This is a genomic window from Pseudoduganella sp. R-34 (genome assembly GCF_049904655.1).
Taxonomy (GTDB): domain Bacteria; phylum Pseudomonadota; class Gammaproteobacteria; order Burkholderiales; family Burkholderiaceae_D; genus Rugamonas.
In genome coordinates this window covers 1,560,990-1,584,720 of sequence record NZ_CP184572.1, presented here as the reverse complement: position 1 = coordinate 1,584,720, position 23,731 = coordinate 1,560,990, and the positions used below count along the sequence as shown (strand labels likewise).

Annotated in this window: 23 protein-coding genes; 15 read left to right on the top strand and 8 right to left on the bottom strand. The window is 64.5% G+C overall.

Features of this window, described 5'->3' with window-relative positions; all coding sequences use genetic code 11:
• Nucleotides 1-185: 185 nt before the first annotated feature.
• The 3 genes from ACN9MW_RS07425 to ggt all read left to right on the top strand — a co-directional run bounded on the left by ACN9MW_RS07425 (nucleotide 186) and on the right by ggt (nucleotide 3,119).
• Nucleotides 186-761, top strand: a complete 576-nt coding sequence (locus ACN9MW_RS07425; protein ID WP_426169271.1) for a PEP-CTERM sorting domain-containing protein — start codon at nucleotides 186-188, stop codon at nucleotides 759-761.
• A 138-nt stretch (nucleotides 762-899) separates the two neighbouring features.
• Nucleotides 900-1,346, top strand: coding sequence for a hypothetical protein (locus ACN9MW_RS07420; protein ID WP_426169269.1), 447 nt, complete (start codon nucleotides 900-902; stop codon nucleotides 1,344-1,346).
• Nucleotides 1,347-1,352: 6 nt separating this feature from the next.
• Nucleotides 1,353-3,119 (top strand): gamma-glutamyltransferase, encoded by a 1,767-nt coding sequence (ggt, locus tag ACN9MW_RS07415; protein WP_426169267.1) that lies wholly within the window; start codon nucleotides 1,353-1,355, stop codon nucleotides 3,117-3,119.
• Here ggt and ACN9MW_RS07410 read toward each other — a convergent pair whose 3' ends face one another.
• Both ACN9MW_RS07410 and ACN9MW_RS07405 read right to left on the bottom strand, forming a co-directional pair.
• Complete coding sequence (locus ACN9MW_RS07410; RefSeq protein WP_426169265.1) at nucleotides 3,120-3,464, bottom strand: antibiotic biosynthesis monooxygenase family protein; 345 nt, start codon at nucleotides 3,462-3,464, stop codon at nucleotides 3,120-3,122.
• Entirely contained in the window at nucleotides 3,461-4,441 is a 981-nt protein-coding gene (locus ACN9MW_RS07405) for a cytochrome P450 (RefSeq protein ID WP_426169263.1), read from the bottom strand. Before ACN9MW_RS07405 ends, ACN9MW_RS07410 begins: the two co-directional genes overlap by 4 nt.
• A gap of 76 nt (nucleotides 4,442-4,517) precedes the next feature.
• On the opposite strand from ACN9MW_RS07405, the gene ACN9MW_RS07400 reads away from it, so the two are divergent.
• Genes ACN9MW_RS07400 through ACN9MW_RS07385 form a run of 4 tightly spaced genes read left to right on the top strand, consistent with a single transcriptional unit; the run spans nucleotide 4,518 to nucleotide 8,974 of the window.
• Complete coding sequence (locus ACN9MW_RS07400; RefSeq protein ID WP_426169261.1) at nucleotides 4,518-5,195, top strand: ArsR/SmtB family transcription factor; 678 nt, start codon at nucleotides 4,518-4,520, stop codon at nucleotides 5,193-5,195.
• 49 nt (nucleotides 5,196-5,244) lie between these two features.
• The gene (gene lepB / locus ACN9MW_RS07395) at nucleotides 5,245-5,916 is read left to right on the top strand and encodes a signal peptidase I (RefSeq protein ID WP_426169258.1); all 672 of its coding nucleotides are present in this window, start codon (nucleotides 5,245-5,247) and stop codon (nucleotides 5,914-5,916) included.
• A complete protein-coding gene (locus ACN9MW_RS07390; RefSeq protein WP_426169256.1) occupies nucleotides 5,913-6,647 on the top strand; it encodes an ABC transporter ATP-binding protein in 735 nt (244 codons plus the stop codon). Before lepB ends, ACN9MW_RS07390 begins: the two co-directional genes overlap by 4 nt.
• Nucleotides 6,644-8,974: a CPBP family intramembrane glutamic endopeptidase gene (locus ACN9MW_RS07385; RefSeq protein WP_426169253.1), complete on the top strand. Its 2,331-nt coding sequence runs from the start codon at nucleotides 6,644-6,646 to the stop codon at nucleotides 8,972-8,974. Before ACN9MW_RS07390 ends, ACN9MW_RS07385 begins: the two co-directional genes overlap by 4 nt.
• A gap of 75 nt (nucleotides 8,975-9,049) precedes the next feature.
• Here the strand turns inward: ACN9MW_RS07385 and ACN9MW_RS07380 are convergent, their stop codons facing one another.
• Both ACN9MW_RS07380 and ACN9MW_RS07375 read right to left on the bottom strand, forming a co-directional pair.
• On the bottom strand, nucleotides 9,050-9,748 hold the full coding sequence (locus tag ACN9MW_RS07380; protein ID WP_426169250.1) for a TIGR00266 family protein: 699 nt from the start codon (nucleotides 9,746-9,748) through the stop codon (nucleotides 9,050-9,052).
• A 4-nt stretch (nucleotides 9,749-9,752) separates the two neighbouring features.
• Nucleotides 9,753-10,793 (bottom strand): DUF475 domain-containing protein, encoded by a 1,041-nt coding sequence (locus ACN9MW_RS07375; protein WP_426169248.1) that lies wholly within the window; start codon nucleotides 10,791-10,793, stop codon nucleotides 9,753-9,755.
• A 100-nt stretch (nucleotides 10,794-10,893) separates the two neighbouring features.
• On the opposite strand from ACN9MW_RS07375, the gene nhaR reads away from it, so the two are divergent.
• Nucleotides 10,894-11,784, top strand: a complete 891-nt coding sequence (gene nhaR, locus ACN9MW_RS07370) for a transcriptional activator NhaR (RefSeq protein WP_426169246.1) — start codon at nucleotides 10,894-10,896, stop codon at nucleotides 11,782-11,784.
• On the opposite strand, the gene ACN9MW_RS07365 is transcribed toward nhaR, so the two are convergent.
• Nucleotides 11,738-12,415 carry a CerR family C-terminal domain-containing protein gene (locus tag ACN9MW_RS07365; RefSeq protein WP_426169243.1) on the bottom strand — a complete coding sequence of 226 codons (678 nt, stop codon included), beginning with the start codon at nucleotides 12,413-12,415 and terminating at the stop codon, nucleotides 11,738-11,740. The genes nhaR and ACN9MW_RS07365 overlap by 47 nt on opposite strands.
• Nucleotides 12,416-12,492: 77 nt before the next feature.
• Here ACN9MW_RS07365 and ACN9MW_RS07360 point away from each other — a divergent pair, with 77 nt between their 5' ends.
• The 7 genes from ACN9MW_RS07360 to ACN9MW_RS07330 all read left to right on the top strand — a co-directional run bounded on the left by ACN9MW_RS07360 (nucleotide 12,493) and on the right by ACN9MW_RS07330 (nucleotide 21,203).
• Entirely contained in the window at nucleotides 12,493-13,488 is a 996-nt protein-coding gene (locus tag ACN9MW_RS07360) for an HlyD family efflux transporter periplasmic adaptor subunit (protein WP_426169241.1), read from the top strand.
• Between the two features lie 2 nt (nucleotides 13,489-13,490).
• Entirely contained in the window at nucleotides 13,491-15,260 is a 1,770-nt protein-coding gene (locus tag ACN9MW_RS07355) for an ATP-binding cassette domain-containing protein (RefSeq protein WP_426169238.1), read from the top strand.
• Complete coding sequence (locus tag ACN9MW_RS07350; protein ID WP_426169235.1) at nucleotides 15,257-16,399, top strand: ABC transporter permease; 1,143 nt, start codon at nucleotides 15,257-15,259, stop codon at nucleotides 16,397-16,399. The genes ACN9MW_RS07355 and ACN9MW_RS07350 overlap by 4 nt, the downstream gene beginning before the upstream one ends.
• Before the next feature lie 2 nt (nucleotides 16,400-16,401).
• Nucleotides 16,402-17,520, top strand: coding sequence for an ABC transporter permease (locus ACN9MW_RS07345; protein ID WP_426169233.1), 1,119 nt, complete (start codon nucleotides 16,402-16,404; stop codon nucleotides 17,518-17,520).
• Nucleotides 17,521-17,532: 12 nt separating this feature from the next.
• A complete protein-coding gene (locus ACN9MW_RS07340; protein WP_426169231.1) occupies nucleotides 17,533-18,990 on the top strand; it encodes an efflux transporter outer membrane subunit in 1,458 nt (485 codons plus the stop codon).
• Nucleotides 18,991-19,078: 88 nt separating this feature from the next.
• A complete protein-coding gene (locus tag ACN9MW_RS07335; RefSeq protein WP_426169228.1) occupies nucleotides 19,079-20,416 on the top strand; it encodes a hemolysin family protein in 1,338 nt (445 codons plus the stop codon).
• Between the two features lies 1 nt (nucleotide 20,417).
• Entirely contained in the window at nucleotides 20,418-21,203 is a 786-nt protein-coding gene (locus ACN9MW_RS07330) for a substrate-binding periplasmic protein (RefSeq protein WP_426169225.1), read from the top strand.
• Between the two features lie 3 nt (nucleotides 21,204-21,206).
• On the opposite strand, the gene ACN9MW_RS07325 is transcribed toward ACN9MW_RS07330, so the two are convergent.
• Genes ACN9MW_RS07325 through cyoE form a run of 3 tightly spaced genes read right to left on the bottom strand, consistent with a single transcriptional unit; the run spans nucleotide 21,207 to nucleotide 23,729 of the window.
• Nucleotides 21,207-22,250: an AI-2E family transporter gene (locus tag ACN9MW_RS07325; RefSeq protein ID WP_426169223.1), complete on the bottom strand. Its 1,044-nt coding sequence runs from the start codon at nucleotides 22,248-22,250 to the stop codon at nucleotides 21,207-21,209.
• A gap of 19 nt (nucleotides 22,251-22,269) precedes the next feature.
• Nucleotides 22,270-22,848: an SCO family protein gene (locus ACN9MW_RS07320; protein ID WP_426169220.1), complete on the bottom strand. Its 579-nt coding sequence runs from the start codon at nucleotides 22,846-22,848 to the stop codon at nucleotides 22,270-22,272.
• Between the two features lie 5 nt (nucleotides 22,849-22,853).
• Nucleotides 22,854-23,729: a heme o synthase gene (cyoE, locus tag ACN9MW_RS07315; RefSeq protein WP_426169218.1), complete on the bottom strand. Its 876-nt coding sequence runs from the start codon at nucleotides 23,727-23,729 to the stop codon at nucleotides 22,854-22,856.
• Between the last annotated feature and the right edge of the window lie 2 nt (nucleotides 23,730-23,731).

Sequence of the window (23,731 nt, the reverse complement as noted above, 5' to 3'; positions counted from 1 at the left end):
CCTCCGGCAAAAGCACCGATTCCGCAAGGGTCGGTGCTTTTTTTACTTTTGGGCAAGCTTCTTAATGTCGGGAATTTTTACATTCCACATCGCAACTATCGCTAAGCCCTTGATATGGCTGAGTTTGAATTCCTGGCATAGCGATTGCTTAGTAACTCTCAAGCACACTCACTGAGGAGTTACCCATGTTCAAGAAGCTTGCATTGACCGCAATTTGCGCCCTGACAGCCAGCTTGGCCGTTGCAGGCCCGACCAAAGACGGACAAACCTACGGCAATCCACTGGCATTGACGGTTGATTCGGTAATCAGTGCTGGCTGGAATCCTGACGGTGAATCGGTTTGGACCTTTGCCGACTGGATTCACGTAAAAGACCTGGAGGTCCTGTACGTGACGGTGAGCGTCGACACCACCTTCGACTTTGGCATTACGCCGCCAAATGGCGGCAGCGTCCAGGATTTCGACTTCGACCTCTTCCTCGACAACGTTGGGGTGGCCAAGACCCTCCCCAAGCCCAGCAGCTATTCCGCTTACTGGGACGAAGTTTCCCTGACGGCGGGCGTCGTCCACACCTTCAAGCTCAATTCGCTGAACGTGCACGACAACAATACCAATGTCGAATTCAAAGTCATGGCCAACAGCGCCAATGCGCCGACCGACCCGGGCGTTCCCCCGCAAGAGGTTCCGGAACCCGCTTCCTTGGCACTGCTTGGCGTCGGCCTGATGGGCTTGGGGATAGTCCGCCGCCGCCGCACACAATAAGTTGTGAAAACCAACTATAAAAACTGGCGCCCTCCGGGGCGCTTTTTTTTCGGCGCGACCATACTGTTGAGTGGACTCAACAGTGCAACACGATAGTTTGTAATTTGCTAAGCTGTTCCCAGGCCAGAGGAGAACATCATGCAAGCTAGACTGATCTGTCTGGGCATGGCGGGCCTGGTCCTCGCTATTGCCGCCGCCTGCGGCTCGACCCGCAGCACTGCCGAGGATGCAGCCAGCCGCCCGGCACCACGCACCAGCGCCAGCTACGTCCTGGCACAAGGGGAAATCGTCAAGCTGGCCCCTGCAGTCACGCTCAAGCTCGAGCGTGTCAATGACAGCCGCTGTAAAAAAGGCGCAGTCTGCGTCTGGGCTGGATACATCAGCTACAGCTTCGTGCTGAGCGACCAGCAAGGCAGCTCCAGCTTCGTGCTGGCGGACGCCATGCCGGGGGCCAGCAAGACCGTGACGCTTAATGGGCTGACCTTCACGCTGCTGGGGATGGAGCCGGCAGAACCGCCGTCGCTGAAGGCACCGGCGCCGGATTATCGGGTAAGCTTGCGGGTAAATATTTCCCAGCCAACATAGCTGCCCATGACGCCACATGCCCTGCCCCGACGACTGACGTCCACCATCATCCTTGCGCTGGCGTTCGGCGCCCCGGCCTGGGCCAAGACCCCGGTTGCCAGCGGCACCGGCGGCGCCGTGGCGACCATCAGCGAGCCGGCCTCGCAGGCCGCGCTGGCGATCCTCGACAAAGGCGGCAACGCGGTCGATGCGGCAGTGGCGGCGGCGGCCACGCTGGGCGTGACCGACCCGTTCAGCTGTGGCGTGGGCGGCGGCGGCTTCATGGTGATTTACCTGGCCAGGGAAAACCGCGTCATCACGCTCGACCATCGCGAGGTGGCGCCGGCATCGTTCCAGTCCAACGCTTTCGCGCCGGATGGCAAGGCGATGGATTTCGAGACCGCGGTCGCCAGCGGCATGGCCGTTGGCGTGCCGGGCACGGTGCGCGGCTGGCATGATGCGCTGGACCGCTACGGCACCATGTCGTTCAAACAGGTGCTGGCCCCGGCCATCAAGGTGGCCCAGGATGGCTTCCGGCTGAACGCCAATTTCGTGGCGCTGGTCACGGAAAATGAGAAGAAGTTCGCGCTGTTCCCTGACACCGCGGCGCGCTATATGCGGGACGGCAAGGCACTGCCGGCCGGCACCCTGCTGCGCAATCCCGACCTGGCCAAGACCTACCGCCTGCTGTCCGCCGGCGGCGTGAAAGCCTTCTATTCGGGCAAGCTGGCGCAGGCGATTGTCGACACGGTCAACCGTCCGCCGGTCGCCGCCGGCGTTTCGGTGCGCGCGGGCCGGATGTCGCTGGCCGACCTGGCCAATTACGAAGCGCGCTGGCGCCAGCCGGTGCGCAGCACTTACCGCGGCTATGAGTTGGTCGGCATGCCCCTGCCAAGCAGCGGCGGCGTGACGATTGCCGAAGCGCTCAATATCCTGGAAGGCTTCGACCTGAAATCCATGCCGCGCGAAAAAGCCGAACACCTGTACATGGAAGCGGCGCGCCTGGCCTTCGCCGACCGCAATGCCTACCTGGCCGATCCCGAATATGTGGACACGCCGGTGGCGGGCCTGGTCAGCAAGGAATATGCGGCACGCCGCCGTGAGCTGATCGACCCTGCCCAGGCCCGCTACCACGCGCAGCCTGGCGATCCCTACCTGTTCCAGCAGGACCCAAGCGTGCCTCTGCGGCCGGCCGCTGCGGCAAAGGCCAGGCTGCTGTCGGAAAGCGCGCACACCACCCACCTGGCCGTGTCGGACAAGGACGGCAATATCGTCGCCTACACCTTCACCATCGAATCATGGGGCGGCAGCGGCATCACGGTGCCGGGCTATGGCTTCATCCTGAACAACGAGATGACGGACTTCGATTTCACCGGCCCGCATCCGAACGTGCCGGAAGCCGGTAAGCGCCCGCGCAGCAGCATGTCGCCCACCATCGCCTTCCGCAACGGCAAGCCGGCCTTCACCATCGGCAGCCCGGGCGGCGCCACCATCGTGACCACGGTGCTGCAGACCATCTTCAACCATATCGACCTGGGCATGGACATGCCCGCCGCACTGAACGCGCCGCGCATCTCCGAGCGCAACGGCCAGGCCACGTCCGTCGAGCCGGGATTTGCCGGCAGCGCGCAAGCCCGGGCGCTGGAGCGTTTCGGCCAGCGCTGGGATGCCTCGGCCGAGGAGATCGGCGCCGCCAACGCCATCGTCTTCAACCCCGATGGCACGGTGACCGCAGTCAGCGAAGGCAAGCGCCACGGTGCCGGCAGTGCGCTGGTGCAGAAACGCGGGCACTGATCAACCGTGCCGTTCGCGGCTGTCGGCCGGCGCTTCCGCGCGCTCATTGAGGCCGTAGTCGCGCACCACGTGGGCGATGCGCAGGCGGTAATCGGCAAACAGCCTTTCGCGCCCCGCCTGCTGGGCAGCGCGATGCGCTTCCACGCGGCGCCATTCCTGCACCGCTTCCTCATCGCGGAAGAAGGAGAGCGACAGCATCTTCCCCGGGTTGGCCAGGCTTTGGAAGCGCTCGACGCTGATGAAGCCGTCGATCTGCTCCAGCGTTGGCTTCAGCCGCGCTGCGATGTCCAGGTAAGCGTCCTTGCGGCCTTCGGCCGGGGTGACTTCAAAAATCACTGCAATCATTGGTGGAATTCCGGTATGCGCGCGTTGAGCGATGCGCGGTAAGTCCAGCTTAGCTGCGGCAGCGGCTTGCTGCGCAGCGCTTCGATACAGCCGGCAGCGATTTGCTGCGCCAGTTGCTGGCCGGGGCAGGCGTGGCGGCCATGGCCAAAGCCGCGCCCTGCGTCGCCGAGCAAGACCAGTATCGCCTGCCCCGCCTCGACTGTCACGCCGCCGACCTGGCAGCGCTCCGCGGCGAAACGCCGCGTGTTGACAATGGGCGGATCGCTTTGCATCACTTGCGCCAGCAGCGCGTCGGCGTCGTCGCCTGGCGCGCCCTGCTGGAGCGCAACCATGCTGTTGCCCAGCAGCCCTGCCGTCGCTTCGTAGGTTTGCGAAAGCAGGCCAACCAGGTTGGCGATGATGGCGTGGTCATCCCGCCAGCCGGCAGCAGCGGCTTCCTTGGCGACGGTTGCGGCCAGCGACCCTTGCGGCGCCGCTTGCAGCAACTCGCGCATGGCGGCCAGCAGGCGCAGGCTCGCCGCGTGCGCCTGTTCGACCTGCTCCGCACTACTCAATGGCGACAGGCAGGCCACGTAGTCGCCCATCCAGCGCGCCACGGCAGGCAACTGGGCGTCGGCGAAGCCAAGCAGGCTGGCGACCGCGCTGACAGGCGCTTCGAATGCCCAGGCGCCGATCGGGCGGCCCTCGGCCAGCAGGCGTTGCGCCACCGACTGCGCGCGCTGCCGCGCCAGCTCACCGCTCGCGGCCAGGGCCAGCGCACGCTGCAGCGCCAGTTTGGGCGCGGCGTGGCGTTCGCCATCGTTCATGCGCACCAGTGCGCCGAACACCTCGCCGGCGCTGCCGCCGGCTATCGCGGCCGGCACGGGTTCGGCCAGCGGCCGCACGCGCAGCATGGTGTGGCTGAGCACCTCTTCCACCAGCGCGGCGCCGGCCGCGACCCACAAGCCGCGCCCCGCATCCCATTCCAGGTTCTGCATTTCATTCCTCCGGCAACGTTCAAGAAATTGCAGTATGCTGAAAAAAGCACAACGACAATTCGCCCACGGCCGAAATATGGATTCCAAACTTGCCAACATCGCCGGCGCCATCGCCGAACCGGCCCGCGCCCGCATGCTGTGCTCCCTGCTGGACGGACATGCACGCACCGCCACCGAACTGTCCGTGGTGGCGGAAGTCAGCCCGTCCACCGCCAGCGCCCACCTTGCACGCTTGAAGGACGAGCAACTGCTTGTGCAGCTCGCGCAAGGCAAACACCGCTACTACCAGCTCGCCAGCCCGGAAGTGGCCAGCGCACTGGAAGCCTTGCTGGTCGTTGCAGGCCTGCCACGCAATGAATTCAAGCCCAATACGCCCGACCGCCTGCGCCATGCACGCACCTGCTACGATCACATGGCGGGTACGGTAGCGGTCAGGCTGCATGACCATTTCGCCGCGCAGGGCTGGCTGGCGGAGGCAAGCGATGGCTACGACTTGAGCACGGCAGGCGAGCAGCAATTCGCGCAACTCGGCCTGGACCTGGCTGCCCTGCGCAAATTGCGCCGCCGCTTTGCCTGCCCTTGCCTGGACTGGAGCGAACGCAAACCACATCTTGGCGGAGCGCTCGGCGCAGCCCTGCTGCAACTGGCCCTGAAACGCGGCTGGGTCGAGCAGGATCTCGACAGCCGCGCGCTGCAAGTACCGCCCAGGGGACAGCGCCAGATGCTGGCAGCCTTCGGTCTAAGCAGCGTTTAAGATTTTGATAAGATGATGCAGTTTCCTGAACTTGTCGGAGACTCCGGACGTGAAAAAACTCATTCGTGAAAACAAAGGCTTCATCGTCTTCCTGCTGACGCTGGGTGTATTCCGCACCGCCATCGCCGACTGGAATCCGATTCCGTCCGCCTCCATGCATCCCAACCTGCTGGAAGGCGACGTGGTTTTCGTCAACCGCATCGCCTACGACCTGAAAGTGCCGCTGACCGACATCTCCGTCAGCCACCTTGGCGAGCCGCAGCGCGGAGACGTGGTCACCTTCTTCTCGCCGGAGGACCGCACCCGCCTGATCAAGCGCATTGCAGCGCTGCCCGGCGACCGCGTCGAAATCCGCGGCGAGCACCTGATCATCAATGGCAAGACCTCTGAATACGCAGTGCTGGGCAATGCCACCGAACATATCGACAAGGTCGGCGACCTGCAGGCTTTGCAGCTGCAGGAACACAATGCCAGCGCCAGCTACAGCATCCAGGTGCTGCCGCAAGTCGACGCCAAGCGCGATTTCGGTCCGGTCACCGTGCCGGCCGACAGCTATCTGATGCTGGGCGATAACCGCAACAACAGCCGCGATTCGCGCTTTATCGGCTTCGTGCCGCGCAAGCTGCTGATCGGCCGCGCCGAACGCGTGCTGGTTTCCGCCGACATCCTGGGCAACTGGGCGCCACGCACGGAACGTATCGGCATGAGCTTGCGGCCATGATCGAATTCCAGGGACTGGCCAAGCTTTACGGCGACTTTCCCGCCGTGCAGCCGCTGACGCTGGCGGTGCAGCGCGGCGAAGTGTTTGGCTTCCTTGGACCGAATGGCGCGGGCAAGACCACCACCATCCGCATGATGATGGGCATCCTGGTGCCAAGCGCCGGCCGCGTGCTGGTCGACGGTCTCGATTGCCAGGCCGACGCCGCCGAAGTCAAACGCCACGTTGGCTACCTGCCCGACAACCCCATCTTCTACGATTTCCTGCGCGGGCGGGAAATCCTGCAATTCGTGGCGGAGATGCACGGCATGCCGCGCAAGGCTGCCGTCGAACGCGCCGTCCAGCTGCTGCAGGAATTCGGCCTGCAGGACGTGAGCGAGGAATTCGCCGTCAACTACTCGATGGGCATGAAGAAGAAGCTGGGCCTGGCCTGCGCGCTGGTGCACGACCCCGCAGTGCTGATCCTGGACGAACCGATCAACGGCCTTGATCCGCGTGCCGCGCGCGAAGTGCAGGACCGCCTGATCGCCAGTGCGGCCGCCGGCAAGACCATCTTCGTCTCCACCCACCTGCTCGACATGGCGCAGCGCATGTGCAACCGGGTCGGCATCATCAACCGCGGCGCCCTGGTGGCCACCGGTTCGCTGGAAGAACTGCGCGGCGCCAGCAGCGCCAACAGCACCCTGGAGGAGCTGTTCCTCAAATTCACCGACGAAGACAGCCTGGCCGCATGATGGACCTGCCCAGCGCGCCGCGTGCATTCTGGCTGCTTGCACGCCTGCGGCTGTTGCGGTTACTGAACATCGGCAACGCCCTGCGCTTGCGCAAGGGCCGGCCCGGCCCCAGCCGCGCAGCCACGCGCGGTAAAAGGAATGCACGCTGGCTGATCACCTTCGTGCTGTCGGCTTTCATGCTGTTCGCCTTCATCAACACCGCCAGCACGTCGCTGCTGAACATGCAGTGCAGGCTGCCGACCGGCAGCCAGTGCGCCGCCGCCGAATCGGACGCCGCCCCGCGCGCCGCCATGCGCAAGGCGGGCAAGGAATTGCAGTCGGCGCCCTTCCATCCGGTACTGATGCAGGCGGCAGCCATGCAGGCCAGCCTGCTGTTCGGCATCGCCTTCCTGCTGCCACTGGGAAGCAAGGAACTGGCGCAGCCGGACTGGGACCTGGAGTGGCTGGTCACGCTGCCGCTGGAACGGCGCACCTTGCTGTTGGCGCGCATCGCCGAGCGCACGCTGGCCAATCCTTCAGGCATCCTGGCGTTATGGCCGATGTGCATGGCGGTGGCCTGGCATTCCGGCTACCGCTGGAGCACGCCATTGCTGGGGGCCGCATGCACCGTGCCCCTGCTGGCCTGTGCCGCGACGATGCGCACGGTGGCCGATACCGGCCTGCGCCTGCGCCTGGCGCCGTCCCAGCTGCGCAACCTGCAGGCCATCGCCTCCGTGGCCAGCATGCCGCTGATGTACCTTGCCATGTCGCTTGCCATGCCGACCGCCACGCTGACCCTCGGCTGGGCCGCTCAATTTCCAGCCTGGACCTTGTGGACGCCGCCGGCTCTTGCGCTGCAGGCGCTGAATGCGCGCGATGCGGCGCATGGCATGGGTTACGGCGCCCTGCTGGCAGCGCAAACCGCGTTCGTGCTTTGGCTTGGCCTGCGCATGCTGCAAACCCTGCTTGCCGACGGCGTGGTCGCCACCAGTTCGCGCGAAACCGGCCGCAGGGGCGCCGTGCGCACGGTTTTCGCCGGCTGGGCGCCCGGCACGCCGCTGCAACGGCGCGAGCTGCGCCTGCTAAGCCGCGACCGCAACTTCCTGGTGCAAAGCCTGCTGATCCCCCTGATCATCTTCGGCAGCCAGCTGGTGCTGAACGGCCAGGTGAAGAACATGCACCAGTTCATCAGCGACCCGGCCCTGCTGTCTTCCGTTGCCTTCGGCCTGGGCGCCTACGTGCTGATGCTGTCGGCCTTCCAGACCATCAACACCGAGGGCCACGCCCTGTGGCTGCTCTACACCTATCCAAAGAGCATTGGCAGCATGCTTGCCGAGAAAGCGCAGCTATGGTCGGTGCTGGCATTGATCTACCCATTGGCCGTTTTCGCGATGGGCCTATGGTTCGGCGTGCCGGCCGATGGACAACTGCTCTCGCAACTCGTCCTGGTCATGGCCGGCATTCCCATTTTCGCGACGATCGCCGTGGCGCTGGGCGTCTGGGCTTGCGATCCGCTGGCGCAGGACATGCACGCCCGCGTGCGCCCCACCTTTGCCTACGCCTACCTGATCCTGTCGTCGCTATACACCTACTCGCTGAATACGCGCGAATGGCATGTGCGCCTGGCGGCGATCGTGCTGCTGGCGTCCCTTGCACTGTCGCTGTGGCAGCGGGCCCGCGACTCGCTGCCTTACCTGCTGGACCCTGCCGCCTCGCCGCCGCCGCGGGTTTCCGCATCGGACGGCATCATTGCCGCCATCCTGTTCTTCCTGCTGCAACTGCTGGTCGCAGGCGCGCTATACCTTGCCGGCAAGCCGGTTTCGCTGCCGACGGTGACGCTGTCCTTCGCCGTTTCCGGCGCCCTGGTCTACGGGCTTGCGCACCTGGTGTATTGGCGCAGCGGAACCAGCGGCGTGCCGCGCCTGTGGCATGGACCGTGGCGCGCCGCATGGCCCAGCGCAGTGGGCTGGGGGTTGTTGATGGCACTGCCCGCGCTGGCCGCTGGCTTCCTGTGGCTGGCCATCCTGCGCCATGCCGGCGCAATGCCAGGCGCGCCACAACCGGTCGCCCTGGTGTGGATGGCACCCCTTGCCGTGCTGGCCGCACCGGTCTTTGAAGAATTCATCTTCCGTGGCCAGGTTTTCGGCGGCCTGCGCCGCTCGCTGCCAGCCTGGCAGGCAATGGCGGCCAGCGCGGCGCTGTTCGCGGTGATCCATCCGCCGTTGTCCATGGCGCCGGTCTTCGTGCTGGGCCTGTGCACGGCAATTGCCGCGGAACGCAGCAAATCGCTGCTGGCGCCCATGCTGGCGCATGCCCTGTATAACGCCGGCATGCTCGCCCTCCAATAAAAAAAGCGGTGGCCTGTTTCCAGGACCACCGCAAGGAAGAACGCCATGGGGGGCGTTTAACGGAGATAAATCGTATTAGCGGGACTGGTGCGACATCATCCAGGCCACGAAAGCTTCGCGGTTGCGCGAGCAGATCAGCACCTTGCCGCGGCCGGAGAAGCGCAGCACCATGCCTTCGCCGCTGGTCACCGAGTTGACCAGGTTGCCGAACAAGCCGCCGCCGGAGCGCGTCGCCACGGCCATCTCGTAGCGCAGGGCGCTGTCCCAGGCCACGACGTGGGCATTGTCGATCACGACTTCCTTGCCCGGCTCCACATCGACTTCATGCAGCGCACCGAAGCCCGACACCACCAGTTGGCCGGAACCGGTCGATTCGGTGACGAAGAAGCCGCCGCTCTGGCCGAACAGCGCATTGCCCACGTTCTGGGTACGCACCCGCAGGTCGATGCCGCTGCTGGCCGCTACAAAAGCACCGTCGCTGATCAGGTACTGGCGCTCGCCGACGTCCAGCACGCGCATGGCGCCCGGCAGGTTGGGCGACAGCAGGCAGTTGCCGTCGCCGCCGGTGGCTTCGATGTTCTGCTGGAAGAAAGACTCGCCGTTCGCCAGGGAGCGCATCAGGGCGCCGCCCAGGCCACCGCGCATCTTGCCTTTCAGCTCGAGCGTGGAATCCATCATCACCATCGCGTTCGATTCGCAGAAGATGCGCTCGCCCTGCTTCATCGACACCTGCAGGAAGGGATCGATATCCCCGGTCACTTTAAAAATCGTCATGGTTTCAGGCTCCCTTCATTTCAAGTTTCTTATGGCGGATCGAGGACCACAGCGATGCCACGATGAACGCCACCCCGATCAGGCCGGTAATCACTTCCGGAATATGGAACTTCATGCTCGCCAACATGATCACTGCCAGAATGCCGATCGCGTAGTGCGCGCCGTGCTCCAGGTAGACATATTCTTCGAGCGTCCCCTTGTGCACCAGGTAGACCGTCATCGAGCGTACGAACATCGCGCCAATGGCCAGGCCCAGCATGATGATCACGACGTCGCTGGTAATCGCAAACGCGCCGATCACGCCGTCGAAGGAGAACGAGGCATCCAGCACTTCCAGGTACAGGAAGCCGCCCACGCCGCCGCGCTTGACCAGTTCACCGGCATTCACGCCGCCTTCTTCGCTCTTCTCCATCCAGGACGACAGCGCATCCACGCCAATGTAGGTCAGCAGGCCCCACATGCCGGCCACCAGCACGATGAATTTCTGCGATTCCTCGACGATGCCGAGGCTGCCCAGCAGAACGCCCATCGAGATCATGGTGGCGATCGAAGACACCTTGCCCAGCGCCCCGAGCTTGCGTTCCACATTGCCCAGCCAGTGCATCTGTTTTTCATGATCGAAGATGAAATTCAGGAACACCATCAGCAGGAAGATACCGCCGAAAGCCGCCACCTCGGCATGGTGGTTGGTCAGATGGGTCGAGAAGGCTTTCGGGTCGTTCAGCGCCAGGTTCCATACATCGGGAATGCTGAGGTCTGCCGCCACCGCCACGATCACCAGCGGGAATACCAGGCGCATGCCGAATACCGCGATGATGATGCCGACGCCAAGGAACAGCTTTTGCCAGAATTCGTCCCAGTTTTTCAGGACGGAGGCATTGACAACCGCGTTGTCGAAGGAGAGCGAGACTTCCATCACGCTCAGGATAAAGGCGATCCACAAGGCCGCCAGGGCGCCACTGACGCCGGTTTGTTGGTACCCCCACCACCCTGCCACAGCAAGACAGATGAAGGAGACCAGGAATGAGATCCTGAAGTGCTTCATCGGTTGACCCTTTCTCGTTGATAAGTCTGGCAAGTCTAAGCCCGGGACGACTTTTAAAAAATAGAAGATAATCGAAGTATTACTTCGTAAAAACAGAAGCATGAAGACCACTGGGCTGAACTTCCGCCACCTCTACTTTTTCCGCATGGTTGCCGCCGAAGGCAGCGTGACCCGGGCTGCCGACCGGCTCGGCCTGGCCATCCAGACGGTCAGCACGCAAATCGCGGCGCTGGAACAATCGATCGGCAAGTCGCTGCTGACCCAGCAGGGCCGGCGCCTGGTGCCGACCGAAGCGGGCCGGGTGGCGCTGACCTACGCCGAGCAGATTTTCCAGCTCGGCGACCGGATGCAAGAGGCGCTGGAAGAAGTGGATGCCGGCAAGATCCGGCTGACGGTCGGCATTTCCGACTCCATGCCCAAGCTGATCGCGGCCCACTACCTGCAGGCGGCGCTGCCGCCGGACACGCCGGTGCGCCTGGTCTGCACCGAGGGCGAATTTGACGCCCTGCTGGCCGAACTGGCGCTGCATAAGCTGGATGTGGTGCTGACCGACCGCCCGGTGCGCGCCAGCGCATCGCTCAAGGTATTCAGCCACCTGCTCGGTGAAAGCGAAATGCAGTTGTTCGGCGTGCGCGCGCTGGCGCGCAAGTACGGCAGGGACTTCCCGGAGAGCCTGAACGGCGCCCCGATCCTGCTGCCGACCCGGAATACCGCGCTGCGCGGCCGGATCGACGCCTGGCTGCTGGAACAGGACGTGCGGCCCGACGTGGTGGGGGAATTCGAGGATAGCGCCATGCTGAATACTTTCGGCCGCAGCGGCATGGGCCTGTTCTTTGCACCGGCGGCGCTGGCGGGCGACATGCTGGAGCAGTTTGGCGCCGTTCCGGTGGGGCCGGCCTCCGAACTGCGCGAGCAGTTCTACGCCATCTCCAACGAACGCCGCATCAGCCACCCCGTGGTCGAGGCGATGCTGAATATTTCGCAGCGATAGCGTCAAGGCCGGCGCTGGCGTAGGTCATCATGTCGTCGACCAGGCCTTCGGCATCGTCGCCCAGCGCGGGGAATAGTTTCGTACGCATGTCGCGCGGGGCCACCAGCAGCGCCAGGCAGGGCGACATCAGGAGGAACAGCGCGCGCTGCAGGCCCGGCGTGGCGGGCGGCAGGCCGAGGATGTCACACACCAGCGCCAACATGACCATGGCCTTGGGCGCGATGGCCTGATGCACCAGCGCCGGGGCGTGCTCGGTGGGCGACATCAGTTCGCGGATCACGACGCGCGCGCCCCAATGTGCTTCCGGTCCGGTGGCGCGCAGCACGATGCTGCGCAAGATCAGGCGCAGCTTGTCGCGCGGCGCCATGTCGCGCGACGCGATTTCCTGCATGTCCTCAAGCTTGAGCAAATGATGGTGCGCTTCCACCAGCACCGCTTCGTATAGCGCGCCGCGGCTGCCGAAGTGATAATTGACGGCGGCGATATTGGTGCCGGCGCGGGCGCAGATTTCCTTGCTGGTGGCGTCGGCAAAGCCGCGTTCCGCGAACACCTGCCCTGCCACGTCCAACAGGGCCTGGCGGGTGGCGTCGCCGTCTTGGCGGCTGGCACGGATTGCTGTCTTTTTTTGCATGGCTCGCATTTTACGTCCAAAACTATTTCAAATCCAAATTTGAATTTGATGTAGAATTTTCCGCAGGAGGTTCTGCCATGAACAAAAAGCTTGTTGGATTTGCCATTGTCGCCGCAGCGGCCATCGCGGCAGGCGCCTGGTACTGGAGCCGTCCTGCGCCAAATGACAAGGAACTGGTCCTGTACGGGAATGTCGACCTGCGCCAGGTGGCACTCGCCTTTCCCTCCAGCGAACGGATTGCACGCGTGCTGGTGGAAGAAGGCCAGAAGGTGCGGCCGGGCCAGGTCCTGGCGGAACTCGATACGCGCGGCCTGCGTTTGCGCCTGGCGGAGGCCGAAGCCCAGGCGGCGGCCCAGCAGCAGGCGCTGGCTCGCCTCAAGGCCGGCACACGCTCCGAAGAGCTGGCGCTGGCGCGTGCCCGCACCAGCGCCGCACAAGCGGATACCGATCTCGCGCGCCAGCAGCTCGAGCGTGTATTGGCCGTGCAACGGGACAGCAATGGCCGCGCCGTCAGCCAGCAGGACGTCGACGCCGCGCGCGCCCGCGCCAAATCGGCGCAAGCGGCGCTGGAACAGGCGCGCCAGGCGCAGGAGCTGGCCCAGCACGGCCCGCGCCGCGAAGATATCGCGCAAGCGCAGGCGCAACTCGATGCCGCCAATGCAGCGGTCGCGCTGTTGCAATACCAGCTTGGCGAGGCATCATTGAAGGCGCCTGTCGACGCGGTCGTGCGCGCCCGGCTGATGGAGGCTGGCGACATGGCTTCGCCGCAGCGTCCTGTCTATACACTGGCAATTGCCGACCCCAAATGGGTCCGAACCTATGTACGCGAGGCTGACCTGGGCCGTATCAGGCCCGGCGTAGCCGCCAGCATTGCCATCGACAGCCAGCCAGGCAAGCCACTGGCCGGCAAGGTTGGCTACATTTCCTCGGTCGCCGAGTTCACGCCGAAGAGCGTGCAGACGGAGGAGCTGCGCACGGCGCTGGTCTATGAGGTGCGCGTGCTGGCCGACGACAAGGCCGATGTGCTGCGCATGGGGATGCCGGCAACCGTGCGGATCGCAACCGGGCACTGATCATGGATTCGGCAGTCCTCAGCGGACGCAGCCTGTCCCGCCACTTCAACGTCAAAGGCGCAGCAGCGCCTGTCGAGGCGGTGCGCGACGTGACGCTGGAGGTGGCGCCTGGCGCCTTGACTGCGCTGGTCGGGCCGGATGGCGCCGGGAAGACTACCTTGCTGCGCATGGTGGCGGGCCTGCTGGCGCCCAGCGCTGGCAGCCTGTCGGTACTGGGCGTGGATGTTGCGGCGCATCCGCAGGCAGTGCAGGACCGTATCAGTTACATGCCGCAGCGCTTCGGCTTGTACGAAGACTTGAGCGTGCAGGAGAACATGGACCTGTATGCGGACCTGCATGGCGTGCCGGCTGACGTGCGGCGCGAGCGATTCGAGCAGCTGCTGCACATGACCGACCTGGCGCGCTTCACCTCGCGGCCGGCGGGCAAGCTGTCCGGTGGGATGAAGCAGAAACTTGGGCTGGCTTGCACGCTGGTGCGCTCGCCGGAGTTGCTGCTGCTCGATGAGCCGACTGTCGGCGTCGATCCCTTGTCGCGGCGCGAACTGTGGGAAATCGTGCGGCAGCTGGTGGAGCAAGAACGGCTTTCCGTCTTCGTCAGCACTTCCTACATGGACGAGGCGGAGCGTTGCCAACAGGTGTTTGTCATGCATGAGGGTCGATTGCTGGCGGCCGGTGCGCCGGCGGACCTGCGTTCGCGTGCCGAGGGCTTGAGTTTTACGGCCGTGCCGCGTACTGGCGATTCGGCGCGGGCGTTGCAGGCGCGTTTGCTCGATGCGTGCGATGTCGTGGTCGATGCCGTGCCGGAGGGTGGGCACGTGAGGTTCATCCGGCGGGCGGAGGCTTCGGATGGCGCGGTCGCGCAACTGCTTGACGGCTTGCCAGTCAACCCCGTTCCCGCACGGCTGGAAGATGGATTCATGATGCTGCTGCGCGCGGCCCCGCCACCGCCCGACTCGCCGGCCTCGCCCGCCCTCACGCCCCCTGCAGCAAGCAAGCCCGCGCCAGCCGCCAGCCCGGAGGGCGGCGCGGATTCGATGATCGAGGTGCGCGACCTGGTGCGGAAGTTTGGCGACTTCACCGCCGTGGCGAGCACCAGCTTCAGCGTCGCGCGCGGCGAGATCTTTGGTTTGCTGGGCCCTAACGGCGCCGGCAAGACCACCACCTTCCGCATGTTGTGCGGACTGCTTCCTGCCAGCTCCGGCTTCCTGCAGGTGGCAGGCGTCAACCTGCGCCACGCCCGCGCACAAGCACGCGCCAAGGTCGGGTACGTATCGCAAAGATTTGCCCTGTACGGCAACCTGACCGTTCGGGAAAACCTCGATTTCTTTGGCGGCGCCTACGGCCTGTACGGCCAGCGCCTGGAAAAGCGCACCAGCCAGGTGCTGGAAGAATTCCAGCTGCGGGGACAGGAACACATGCCCAGCGGCCAGCTGCCGGGCGGCTTCAAGCAGCGTCTCGCCATGGCCACCGGCCTGCTGCACGAGCCTGAAGTACTGTTCCTGGACGAGCCAACCAGCGGCGCCGACCCACTCGCCCGGCGCGAATTCTGGCGCCGGATCACCACTCTCTCCGAACAAGGCGTCACCGTCGTGGTGACCACCCACTTCATGGAAGAAGCCGAGTACTGCGACCGCATCTTGATCCAGGATGCAGGCAAGGTGCTCGCCATCGGCACGCCGCGCGAGGTCAGGACGCAGGCGGGCGATGCAAGCAATATGGAAGACGCCTTCATCAAGATCGTCGAAAAGAACCGTAACGGAGGCGCACGATGAACAGCGGCTTCCGCTCCCGCCTCGCGGCATTGGTGCGCAAGGAATTCCGCCAGCTCCTGCGCGACGCTTCGAACCTGGCAATCGGCATCGCCCTGCCAATCGTGCTGATCCTGATTTTCGGCTACGGGCTGTCGCTGGACGTAAAAAATGCTCCGGTCGCCATCGTCATGGAAGACAGTTCGCCAACCGCGCAGGAAGCTGCCGCCGGCTTCAGCCTGTCGCCATCCTTCGCGCCGCTGCCCGTCACGTCTATGCATGATGCCGAGGCCTTGATGCGCGACCGCCGCGTGGACGCCATCGTTCGAATTCCCGCCACCTTCACGCGCGATGCGGCAGCAGGCAGCGCAGCCGTGCAAATCATCGTGCACGGCGCGGAAGCCAACCGCGCCAGCATCATCCTGAACTACGCAAGCGGAGCATTGCAGCAATGGAGTGCCCGCCGCGCAGAACGCCTGGGCAGCGCCGCCCGCCCCGACGCCCTTCCAGCCAACGGCGCGGTACGCATCGAGCAGCGCATCTGGTACAACAGCGCCAACACCAGCACCTGGTACCTGGTACCCGGCCTGATTGTGCTGATCATGACGCTGGTGGGAGCCTTCCTCACCGCCCTGGTGATGGCGCGCGAATGGGAACGCGGCACGCTGGAAGCGCTGTTCGTCACGCCGGTGCGGCCAGTCGAAATCCTGCTGGCCAAGGTCATCCCCTACTTCTGCGTCGGGATGATGGGGCTTTTCCTGTGCCTGGCCGCCGCACGCTTCCTGTTCAAGGTGCCGATGCAGGGATCGCTGCTGGTCATCATTTTCGCCTCCATGCTGTACCTGGTCGTCGCGGTGGGCATGGGGTTGCTGATATCTTCCGCGACCAGGAACCAGTTCCTCGCCAGCCAGCTCGCCCTGGTCAGCAGCTTCATGCCTTCGCTGATGCTGTCCGGCTTCCTGTTCGACCTGCGCAACGTGCCGATTGCGGTGCAGGTGGTCGGCCGCATCCTGCCCGCGACCTATTTCATGGAACTGGTAAAGACCCTGTTCCTGGCCGGGAATGTCTGGCCGCTGATACTGCGCAACTGCGCCATCCTCGCCGCCTACGCCGTGCTGTTGCTGGGCATCGCCCGTGCGGTCACCCGAAAGCAATTGGACTAGCCATGATCGCACTCTTCCGCCGCATTGCCGTCATCGTCCGCAAGGAATTCCTGGCCGTGCTCAAGGATCCCAAGAGCCGCTTCATCCTGCTGGTGCCCGCCATCGTGCAAAGCCTGCTGTTCGGCTACGCCGCAACCTATGACCTGACGTACGTGCCGTATGCGCTGCATGACGCCAGCCACAGCGCCGCCTCTGCCGAGCTGCTGGCCAGGCTGGATGCCAGCGGTACCTTTCGCCGCGCGCTGACTGTCGAAACGCAGGAAGCGCTGCGCGACGCCATCGACAGCGAGAAGGCCCTGCTTGCCGTCAGCATCCCCGTCGACTTTGAACGCCGCCTGTATGCTGGCGATGCAGCACCGCTGCAAATCGTACTGGACGGCCGCAATTCCAATACGGCCGGTTCGGCCGCAGCCTATGTCGGCGCCGTAGTCGCTGACTTCAATCGCCAGTGGCGGGAGCGGCACGGCGGCGCCCCGCCGGCATTGCGCATCGAGGCGCGCGCCTGGTTCAATCCGAACCTGGAAACCCGCTGGTATCTGATGCCGGGCATGATCGCGGCCCTGAGCATGCTGCAAACCCTGCTGCTGACCGCCCTTTCCGTAGCGCGCGAGCGCGAGCAAGGCACCTTCGACCAGTTGCTGGTGACACCGCTGACGCCGATCGACATCATGATCGGCAAGGCCCTGCCTCCCATCATGATCGGGCTGGTGCAGTCGACCCTGATCCTGCTGGTCACGCGGCTTTGGTTCGGTGTGCCGATGGCGGGCTCGCTGCTTTCGATCTACGCAGGACTGACGCTGTTCACGGTTGCCAGCGTCGGCATCGGCCTGTCGATATCTGCCGTATCACTGAACATGCAGCAAGCAATGCTGTACACCTTTGTCCTGGTGATGCCGATGATGCTGCTGTCAGGCCTCACCACGCCGGTACGCAACATGCCGCAAGTGCTGCAAGTCGCGACGATGGCAAATCCCCTGCGCTTTGCCATCGACATGGTGCAGCGGATTTATCTCGAAGGCGTCGGGCTCGGCACCTTGTGGCCGAATATGGTGCCGCTCGTGCTGATTGCCCTCATAACGCTGCCCTTGGCGGCATGGCTGTTCCGCCATCGCCTTGCTTGAACTGGAACCATCATGAAACAGATTACCGTCTCCCTGCTTTGCCTGGCGCTGGCTGCTTGTACGGTTGGGCCGGACTACCACGAACCGGCCGTGCAAGCGCCTGCTGCCTATGGAGACTGGCACGGCGGGGCTCCTGCCCTGCGCGAGACAGGCCTGGCAGCCGGCACGGCGCAATCGTTTGCCCGCTTCGACGATCCCGTATTGCGCAGCCTGCAGCAGCAAGCACTGGCCGCAAGCTTCGACGTGCAGTCGGCCGCGTTGCGCTTCGCCCAAAGCAGGATGGCACGCAACGTCGCCGCCGGCGCCCAGGGGCCGCAGCTTACCGCCCATGCTGGCGCCGCCCGGCAGCGCCAGTCGGAATCCGGCGCAGGTACGCGCATGGTCGACGCGATCGCCCCTGCCAATCGCGAGGTGCTGATCGAAAAACTCAGCGATCCCTTCGCGCTGTACCAGGCCGGCTTCGATGCCGCCTGGGAGCTGGACTTGTGGGGGCGCGTGCGGCGCAGCGTGCAGGCGGCGGATGCCGGGATGGCGGAAGCCAGCTCGATCCTGCGCGACGTGCAACTGGCGGTGCAGCTGGAAGTGGCCCGCAATTACTACGAGCTGCGCGCAGCCCAGCGCCAGCAGGAATTGCTCCAGGCCGACCTGGCCGCAGCGCGCGACCTGGCTGCGCTGGCAGCGGCCCGCCAGCGCGGCGGGCTCGCCACCGATCTCGAAGTCGAGCAACAGCGCCTGGCGCTCGCCGAACTGGAAAGCCACGCGCCGGCCCTGCTCGAGCAGGAAGCGGCAGGCGCCAACAGGCTGACCATGTTGCTTGCCAAGCCGCCCGGCGCGCTTCAGGAGCAGTTTGCAGCGCAGCAGGGCGCGCCGGCGCCAGACGGCCCTGACCTTGCACTTGGCGTGCCGGGAGAGGTCATGCGGCATCGCCCGGACATCCAGGCGGCAGAGGCCCGCCTGCAGGCGGCAACGGCGAGGATCGGCGTCGCAGTCGCCGACCTTTATCCGCGCATCACGCTTGGCCTCTCACTCGGCTTCGAATCAGTCGATGCCGGCAAGTTCGGCGACTGGGGCAGCCGCCAATGGTCGCTCGGACCGAGCCTGCAACTGCCGGTCTTCGAGAATGGGCGGCGCCGCGCGACCGTCGAGCTGCGCAAGCTGGAAGAGCAGGAAGCCGCCATCAGTTTCCAGAAAACCGTCCTGAAAGCCTGGCATGAAATGGATGACGCCCTGTCCGCCTACGCCGCCGCGCGCCAGCGCCGGCAAGCTCTCGCCGTCCGGGAAGCCAGCGCCCGCTCCGCGCTGGAACTGGCGGCAACGCGCGCGCGGCGCGGCATGAGCGACGAGCAGCCGGTACTGCAAGCGCAGCGCGCCCTGCTGGCCATCCAGCGCGAGCGCGCCGCCAACGACAGCGAGCTGGCCATGCGCCTGCTGGCCATTTGCAAGGCCAGCGGCCTGGCTCCGCAGCCTTAGCTTTCCGTCAAGAAATTATCACAATTGCGCGAGCTATGCCCCGGGTCGGATAAGATAGAGGTTTTCGACTCTCCGCCTTAGGGCGCATATGGACAACCTTTTACTAGTCATTTTCGCACTCTTCCTCGTAGCACTGAACGGCTTTTACGTCGCCGCCGAATTCAGCATCGTCACCCTGCGCCGCACCCGCGTGCGTGCCATCGAAAAGACCCAGGGCCTGCGTGGCCGCATCCTTGCCAAGGTCCACGGCCAGCTCGATGCCTACCTGTCCGCCTGCCAATTGGGCATCACCCTTGCCTCGCTCGGCCTGGGATGGATCGGCGAGCCAGCCTTTGCCCGCCTGCTGGAACCCCTGCTCACTTTCATCGGCATCACCTCGCCGGAAATCGTGCACGGCATTTCCTTCGTGTTCGCCTTCGTCACCATCTCCTTCCTGCACATCGTGGTGGGCGAGCTGGCGCCGAAATCGCTGGCGATCCGCATTCCCGAAGCGGTCGCGCTGTGGAGCGCCATTCCGCTGTACGCCTTCTACTGGACCATGTACCCGGCCATCTGGCTGCTCAACCAGAGCGCCAACGCGGTGCTGCGCCTGGCCGGGCTTGGCAATGCCGGCGGCCACGAGTCGCACTACTCGACCGACGAACTGAAGCTGATCCTGCGCACCAGCCAGCCCGGCGAATCCTTCAACAAGGACGAACGCAACATCCTGGCCAACTCGCTGGACTTCTCGCAACTGAGCGTGGCCGACCTGATGCGCCCGATCAATGAGGTGATTGCGCTGCACGCCGACCGTTCGATCGACGAGAACCTCGACACCGTTGTGCGCAACCGTTTCAGCCGCTACCCTTACTTCGACGAAGAAGGCGACGCGGTGCTGGGCGTGGTGCACCTGAAAGACCTGTTCTTCGCCCTGCAGTCGCGCAAGGAACTGAAAAACCTGGCAGGCTTCCTGCGTCCGGCGGAGACCATCTCCGCCCGTACCCCGGCGCTGGAACTGTTCCGCCGCTTCAAGGATGGCGCGCCGCACTTCGCCCTGATCGGCGAAAAGGGCAAGCGCCCGGTGGGCTTCCTCACGCTGGATAACCTGCTGGGCGCCATGGTCGGCGAGATCCACGACGAGTTCCGCCTCAACGAAAACGACTGGCTGTCGCAGCCGGACGGCTCCCTGATCGGCAAGGCAAGCCTGCCCATCTTCTCCCTGGAGCGCATCCTCGGCGTCGACATCGAGAACGAAGAAATGGGCCTGGATGAAGTGGAATCGGTCGGTGGCCTGATCATGCTGAAGCTCGGCGACATTCCGAAACAGGGCCAGCGCGTCGAATTCGATGCCTTCGACCTGGTCGTGAAAAAGATGAACGGCCCGCGTATACTGTTGGTAAAGGTAATCCCGCGCAACTTGCCGCCCGATTCCGACGAACAGGATTGATATGCTTGTGCGCAGTATGCTGCTGGCCGTCGCGGCCTGCCTTGCCGGCAGCGCCGCGGCGGCATCCTGTGGTCCCTACACGGTCGCCATGTACGAACACGGCGCCCTGTACTACCGCAGCGGCGAGCAGTGGGCCGGCATCGACAAGGACATCGTCGACGAACTGGCGCGCCGTACCGGCTGCGAACTGCGCATGACGCGCGATTCGCGCATCCGCATCTGGACCATGCTGAAAGACGGCACGCTGGACATGACCATGTCCGGCATTTCCACGCCCGAACGCGAAGGCTTTGCGCGCTTCACGCCCTATCTGCAATCGCGCAATATGCTCCTGCTGCGCAACGAGGTGGCGCGGCATGCCGCCACGCTCGACCAATTCGCCGCGCAGCCGGAACTGAAGATCGCCGTGATCAAGGGATTTCGGCACGGCGCCACCTATGACGCCTGGCTGGACCGCCTGCGCAAGCAGGGCCGCGTGTATGACACGCCCGACTACACCACGCTGCTGCGGCTCTTCCAGTATGGCCGCGTGCACGCGATCCTCCAGCTGAGCAGCAATGTCGACGCCTTGCACCGCGATCCCCAGTTGCGCGGACAGTTCCGCGTACTGGACCTGGTGCCGCGCGAGAACGTACAGGGTTCGCTGGTGATTTCCCGCCTGGTTGCCGATACCTCGGCCAGCAGGATCGAACAGGCGCTGCGCGCCATGCGCGAAGACGGCACCGTGAAGACCATCATGGAGCGCCATACCAGCCCCGAACGGGCGCTGGCCATGCTGGTGCGCTAGCGCTCAAACGACTGGCTTGACCTTGGTCCAGTTCCTGAGCAGGCCAAGCGCCACGGCCAGCAGGGTCGGGCCGATGAACAGGCCGACGAAGCCGAAGGCGAGCACGCCCCCCATCACGCCAAGCAGCACCAGCGCGAACGGCAGGCTGGAACCGCGCGAGATCAGGATCGGCTTGACCACGTTGTCCACGCCGCTGATGACGACCGTGCCGTAAATCAGCATGAAGATGCCCCAGCCAGTCATTCCCTGCGAGAACAGCCAGATCGCCGCACCGCCCCAGATCAGCGGCGGGCCCACCGGCACCAGCGAGAAGACGAAGGTGGCTACCGACAGCAGGGCCACCGCGGGCACCCTCGCAATCAGGAAACCCACCGCCGCTACGGCTGCCTGCGCCAGCGCGGTGCCAAGCATGCCGTACATCACGCCGGTGACGGTACGGCTGACAGTCTCCGCGACTTCGACCGCATGTTCGCCCATGATCTTGTCCATGCCCACTTCCAGCGCGGCCACGATGTTATGGCCGTCGCGGTACAGGAAGAACGAGACAAAGGCGGCCAGGCTGACCTGCGCCACGCCGGCGCCCAGCACAATGCCGCTATTGAGCAGGATGTTGCGGGCCGGTTCCACGTACTTCTTGGCCACGGCCAGCAGCTCCTCCTTGCTGCTCAGGATCTGGCGCAGGTAGGAATCGACCGACTCGCCCACCAGGGGCAGCTGGCGCAGCCACGCTGGCGGCTCGAAGCCGCCAGCATCGAGCGCATCGCGCGCACCGCGGTAGAAGTGGGTGACGCTGTCGGCGATATTCCATGTCACCAGCGACAGCGGCAGGACGATGATCAATACCAGCGACACCGTCATTACTGCAGCCGCAAGCGTGCGCCGGCCCTTCAGGCGGGCCAGCAGGCGTTGGTAAAGAGGCCAGGAAGAAATCGCAATGGCGGCGGCAAACAGGATGCCGGCCAGGAAGGGGCGAAGGACGTAAAGGCAGCCAATGACGAGGAAGACAATGGCTGCCAGGCGGCTATAGGGCTGAAATCGTTGTTCCATGCCCTTAGCTTAGCAGGAATCAGTTGGCGGCGAGAAGCTTCAGGTCGTGCACGATAGGCGCCGGCCCGCCGCCATGGCGCAGGAACAGGCGCAGCTTGCCGCTCTTGTCGAAAACATAGCTGCCGGCCGTGTGGTCGATGGTGTAGCTGTCCGGCGTCTTGCCAGGCACCTTCTGGTAGAACACCTTGAACTCCTTGGCCGTGGCGGCGACCTGCTCCGGCGTGCCGTACAGGCCCACGAAGCGCGAGTCGAAGCCCGGCACGTATTGCGACAGCAGTTCCTTGGTGTCGCGTTCAGGGTCGAGGGTGGCGAACAGCACCTGCACCTTGTCGGCGTCCGGGCCCAGCTCCTTCATCACGGCCGACATTTCAGCCATGGTGGTCGGGCACACGTCCGGGCAATGGGTAAAGCCGAAGAACAGCACCACCACCTTGCCCTTGTAGGAGTCCAGCGTCACCGGCTTGCCGGTGTGGTCGTTCAGCGAAAAGCCCTTGCCGTAGTCGAGGCCGGTCAAGTCGGTGTTTTCGAATTTGAACTGCTTCTCGCCGCAGGCAGCCAGCGCCAGCAGCATGAACAGCGCCGCAAACAGTTTTTTCATAGGACTCAGAACTTGAAGTAGTGGTCGACCAGCAGTGCCGCGAACAGCAACGACAGGTAGATGATGGACCAGGTGAATGCCTTGCGCGCCACGATATCGCTGTAGTGTTTGTAGATGCGCCAGCCGTAGTACAAGAATACCGCGTTCAGTGCAATTGCGCTGAACAGGTATATCAGGCCGCTCATTTTCACGGCAAACGGCAGCAGCGTGGTGGCGGCCAGGATGATCGAATACAGCCAGACGTGGAAAGCAGTGAAGCCCATGCCGTGGGTGACCGGCAGCATCGGCAGGCCGGAACGCTCGTAGTCGGCCTTGCGGTACATCGCCAGCGCCCAGAAGTGCGGCGGGGTCCAGACGAAGATGATCAGCACCAGCAGCCAGGCTTGCATTGGCACGTCGTTGGCAATGGCGGCCCAGCCGAGGGCCGGAGGCATCGCGCCGGACAGGCCGCCGATCACGATGTTCTGCGGCGTGGCCGGCTTCAGGATCATGGTGTAGATCACGGCGTAGCCGACAAAGGTGACAAAGGTCAGCCACATGGTCAGCGGGTTGACCAACTGGTGCAGGATCCACATGCCGGCGCCGCCGATGACGGCGGCAAACACCACGGTCTGCATGACGGTAATCTCGCCCATCGCCATCGGACGGCGTGCGGTGCGCGCCATGCGGGCATCGATTTCGCGCTCGGCCAGGCAGTTGACGGCGAACGCAGCACCGGACAGCAGCCAGATGCCGGCAGTCGCCGCAATCACCACGCGCCAGTCAGGCATGCCTTCGGAGGCCAGGAACATGCCGATGACGGCGCAAAACACCGCCAGCTGCGTCACGCGCGGCTTGGTCAGGGCCCAGTACTGGCCCATGCGGGAGGTCGAGGATTTCATTG

Bases quoted from the DNA above. Each gene is read 5' to 3' on its own strand.
- ggt (WP_426169267.1), top strand. From the start codon at position 1,353: ATGACGCCACATGCCCTGCCCCGACGACTGACGTCCACCATCATCCTT.
- ACN9MW_RS07405 (WP_426169263.1), bottom strand. From the start codon at position 4,441: ATGCAGAACCTGGAATGGGATGCGGGGCGCGGCTTGTGGGTCGCGGCC.
- ACN9MW_RS07340 (WP_426169231.1), top strand. From the start codon at position 17,533: ATGAAACAGATTACCGTCTCCCTGCTTTGCCTGGCGCTGGCTGCTTGT.
- ACN9MW_RS07330 (WP_426169225.1), top strand. From the start codon at position 20,418: ATGCTTGTGCGCAGTATGCTGCTGGCCGTCGCGGCCTGCCTTGCCGGC.
- ACN9MW_RS07335 (WP_426169228.1), top strand. From the start codon at position 19,079: ATGGACAACCTTTTACTAGTCATTTTCGCACTCTTCCTCGTAGCACTG.
- ACN9MW_RS07400 (WP_426169261.1), top strand. From the start codon at position 4,518: ATGGATTCCAAACTTGCCAACATCGCCGGCGCCATCGCCGAACCGGCC.
- ACN9MW_RS07355 (WP_426169238.1), top strand. From the start codon at position 13,491: ATGGATTCGGCAGTCCTCAGCGGACGCAGCCTGTCCCGCCACTTCAAC.
- nhaR (WP_426169246.1), top strand. From the start codon at position 10,894: ATGAAGACCACTGGGCTGAACTTCCGCCACCTCTACTTTTTCCGCATG.
- ACN9MW_RS07375 (WP_426169248.1), bottom strand. From the start codon at position 10,793: ATGAAGCACTTCAGGATCTCATTCCTGGTCTCCTTCATCTGTCTTGCT.
- ACN9MW_RS07320 (WP_426169220.1), bottom strand. From the start codon at position 22,848: ATGAAAAAACTGTTTGCGGCGCTGTTCATGCTGCTGGCGCTGGCTGCC.
- ACN9MW_RS07365 (WP_426169243.1), bottom strand. From the start codon at position 12,415: ATGCAAAAAAAGACAGCAATCCGTGCCAGCCGCCAAGACGGCGACGCC.
- ACN9MW_RS07345 (WP_426169233.1), top strand. From the start codon at position 16,402: ATGATCGCACTCTTCCGCCGCATTGCCGTCATCGTCCGCAAGGAATTC.
- ACN9MW_RS07325 (WP_426169223.1), bottom strand. From the start codon at position 22,250: ATGGAACAACGATTTCAGCCCTATAGCCGCCTGGCAGCCATTGTCTTC.
- ACN9MW_RS07425 (WP_426169271.1), top strand. From the start codon at position 186: ATGTTCAAGAAGCTTGCATTGACCGCAATTTGCGCCCTGACAGCCAGC.
- ACN9MW_RS07380 (WP_426169250.1), bottom strand. From the start codon at position 9,748: ATGACGATTTTTAAAGTGACCGGGGATATCGATCCCTTCCTGCAGGTG.
- ACN9MW_RS07390 (WP_426169256.1), top strand. From the start codon at position 5,913: ATGATCGAATTCCAGGGACTGGCCAAGCTTTACGGCGACTTTCCCGCC.
- cyoE (WP_426169218.1), bottom strand. From the start codon at position 23,729: ATGAAATCCTCGACCTCCCGCATGGGCCAGTACTGGGCCCTGACCAAG.
- ACN9MW_RS07350 (WP_426169235.1), top strand. From the start codon at position 15,257: ATGAACAGCGGCTTCCGCTCCCGCCTCGCGGCATTGGTGCGCAAGGAA.
- ACN9MW_RS07420 (WP_426169269.1), top strand. From the start codon at position 900: ATGCAAGCTAGACTGATCTGTCTGGGCATGGCGGGCCTGGTCCTCGCT.
- ACN9MW_RS07410 (WP_426169265.1), bottom strand. From the start codon at position 3,464: ATGATTGCAGTGATTTTTGAAGTCACCCCGGCCGAAGGCCGCAAGGAC.
- ACN9MW_RS07360 (WP_426169241.1), top strand. From the start codon at position 12,493: ATGAACAAAAAGCTTGTTGGATTTGCCATTGTCGCCGCAGCGGCCATC.
- ACN9MW_RS07385 (WP_426169253.1), top strand. From the start codon at position 6,644: ATGATGGACCTGCCCAGCGCGCCGCGTGCATTCTGGCTGCTTGCACGC.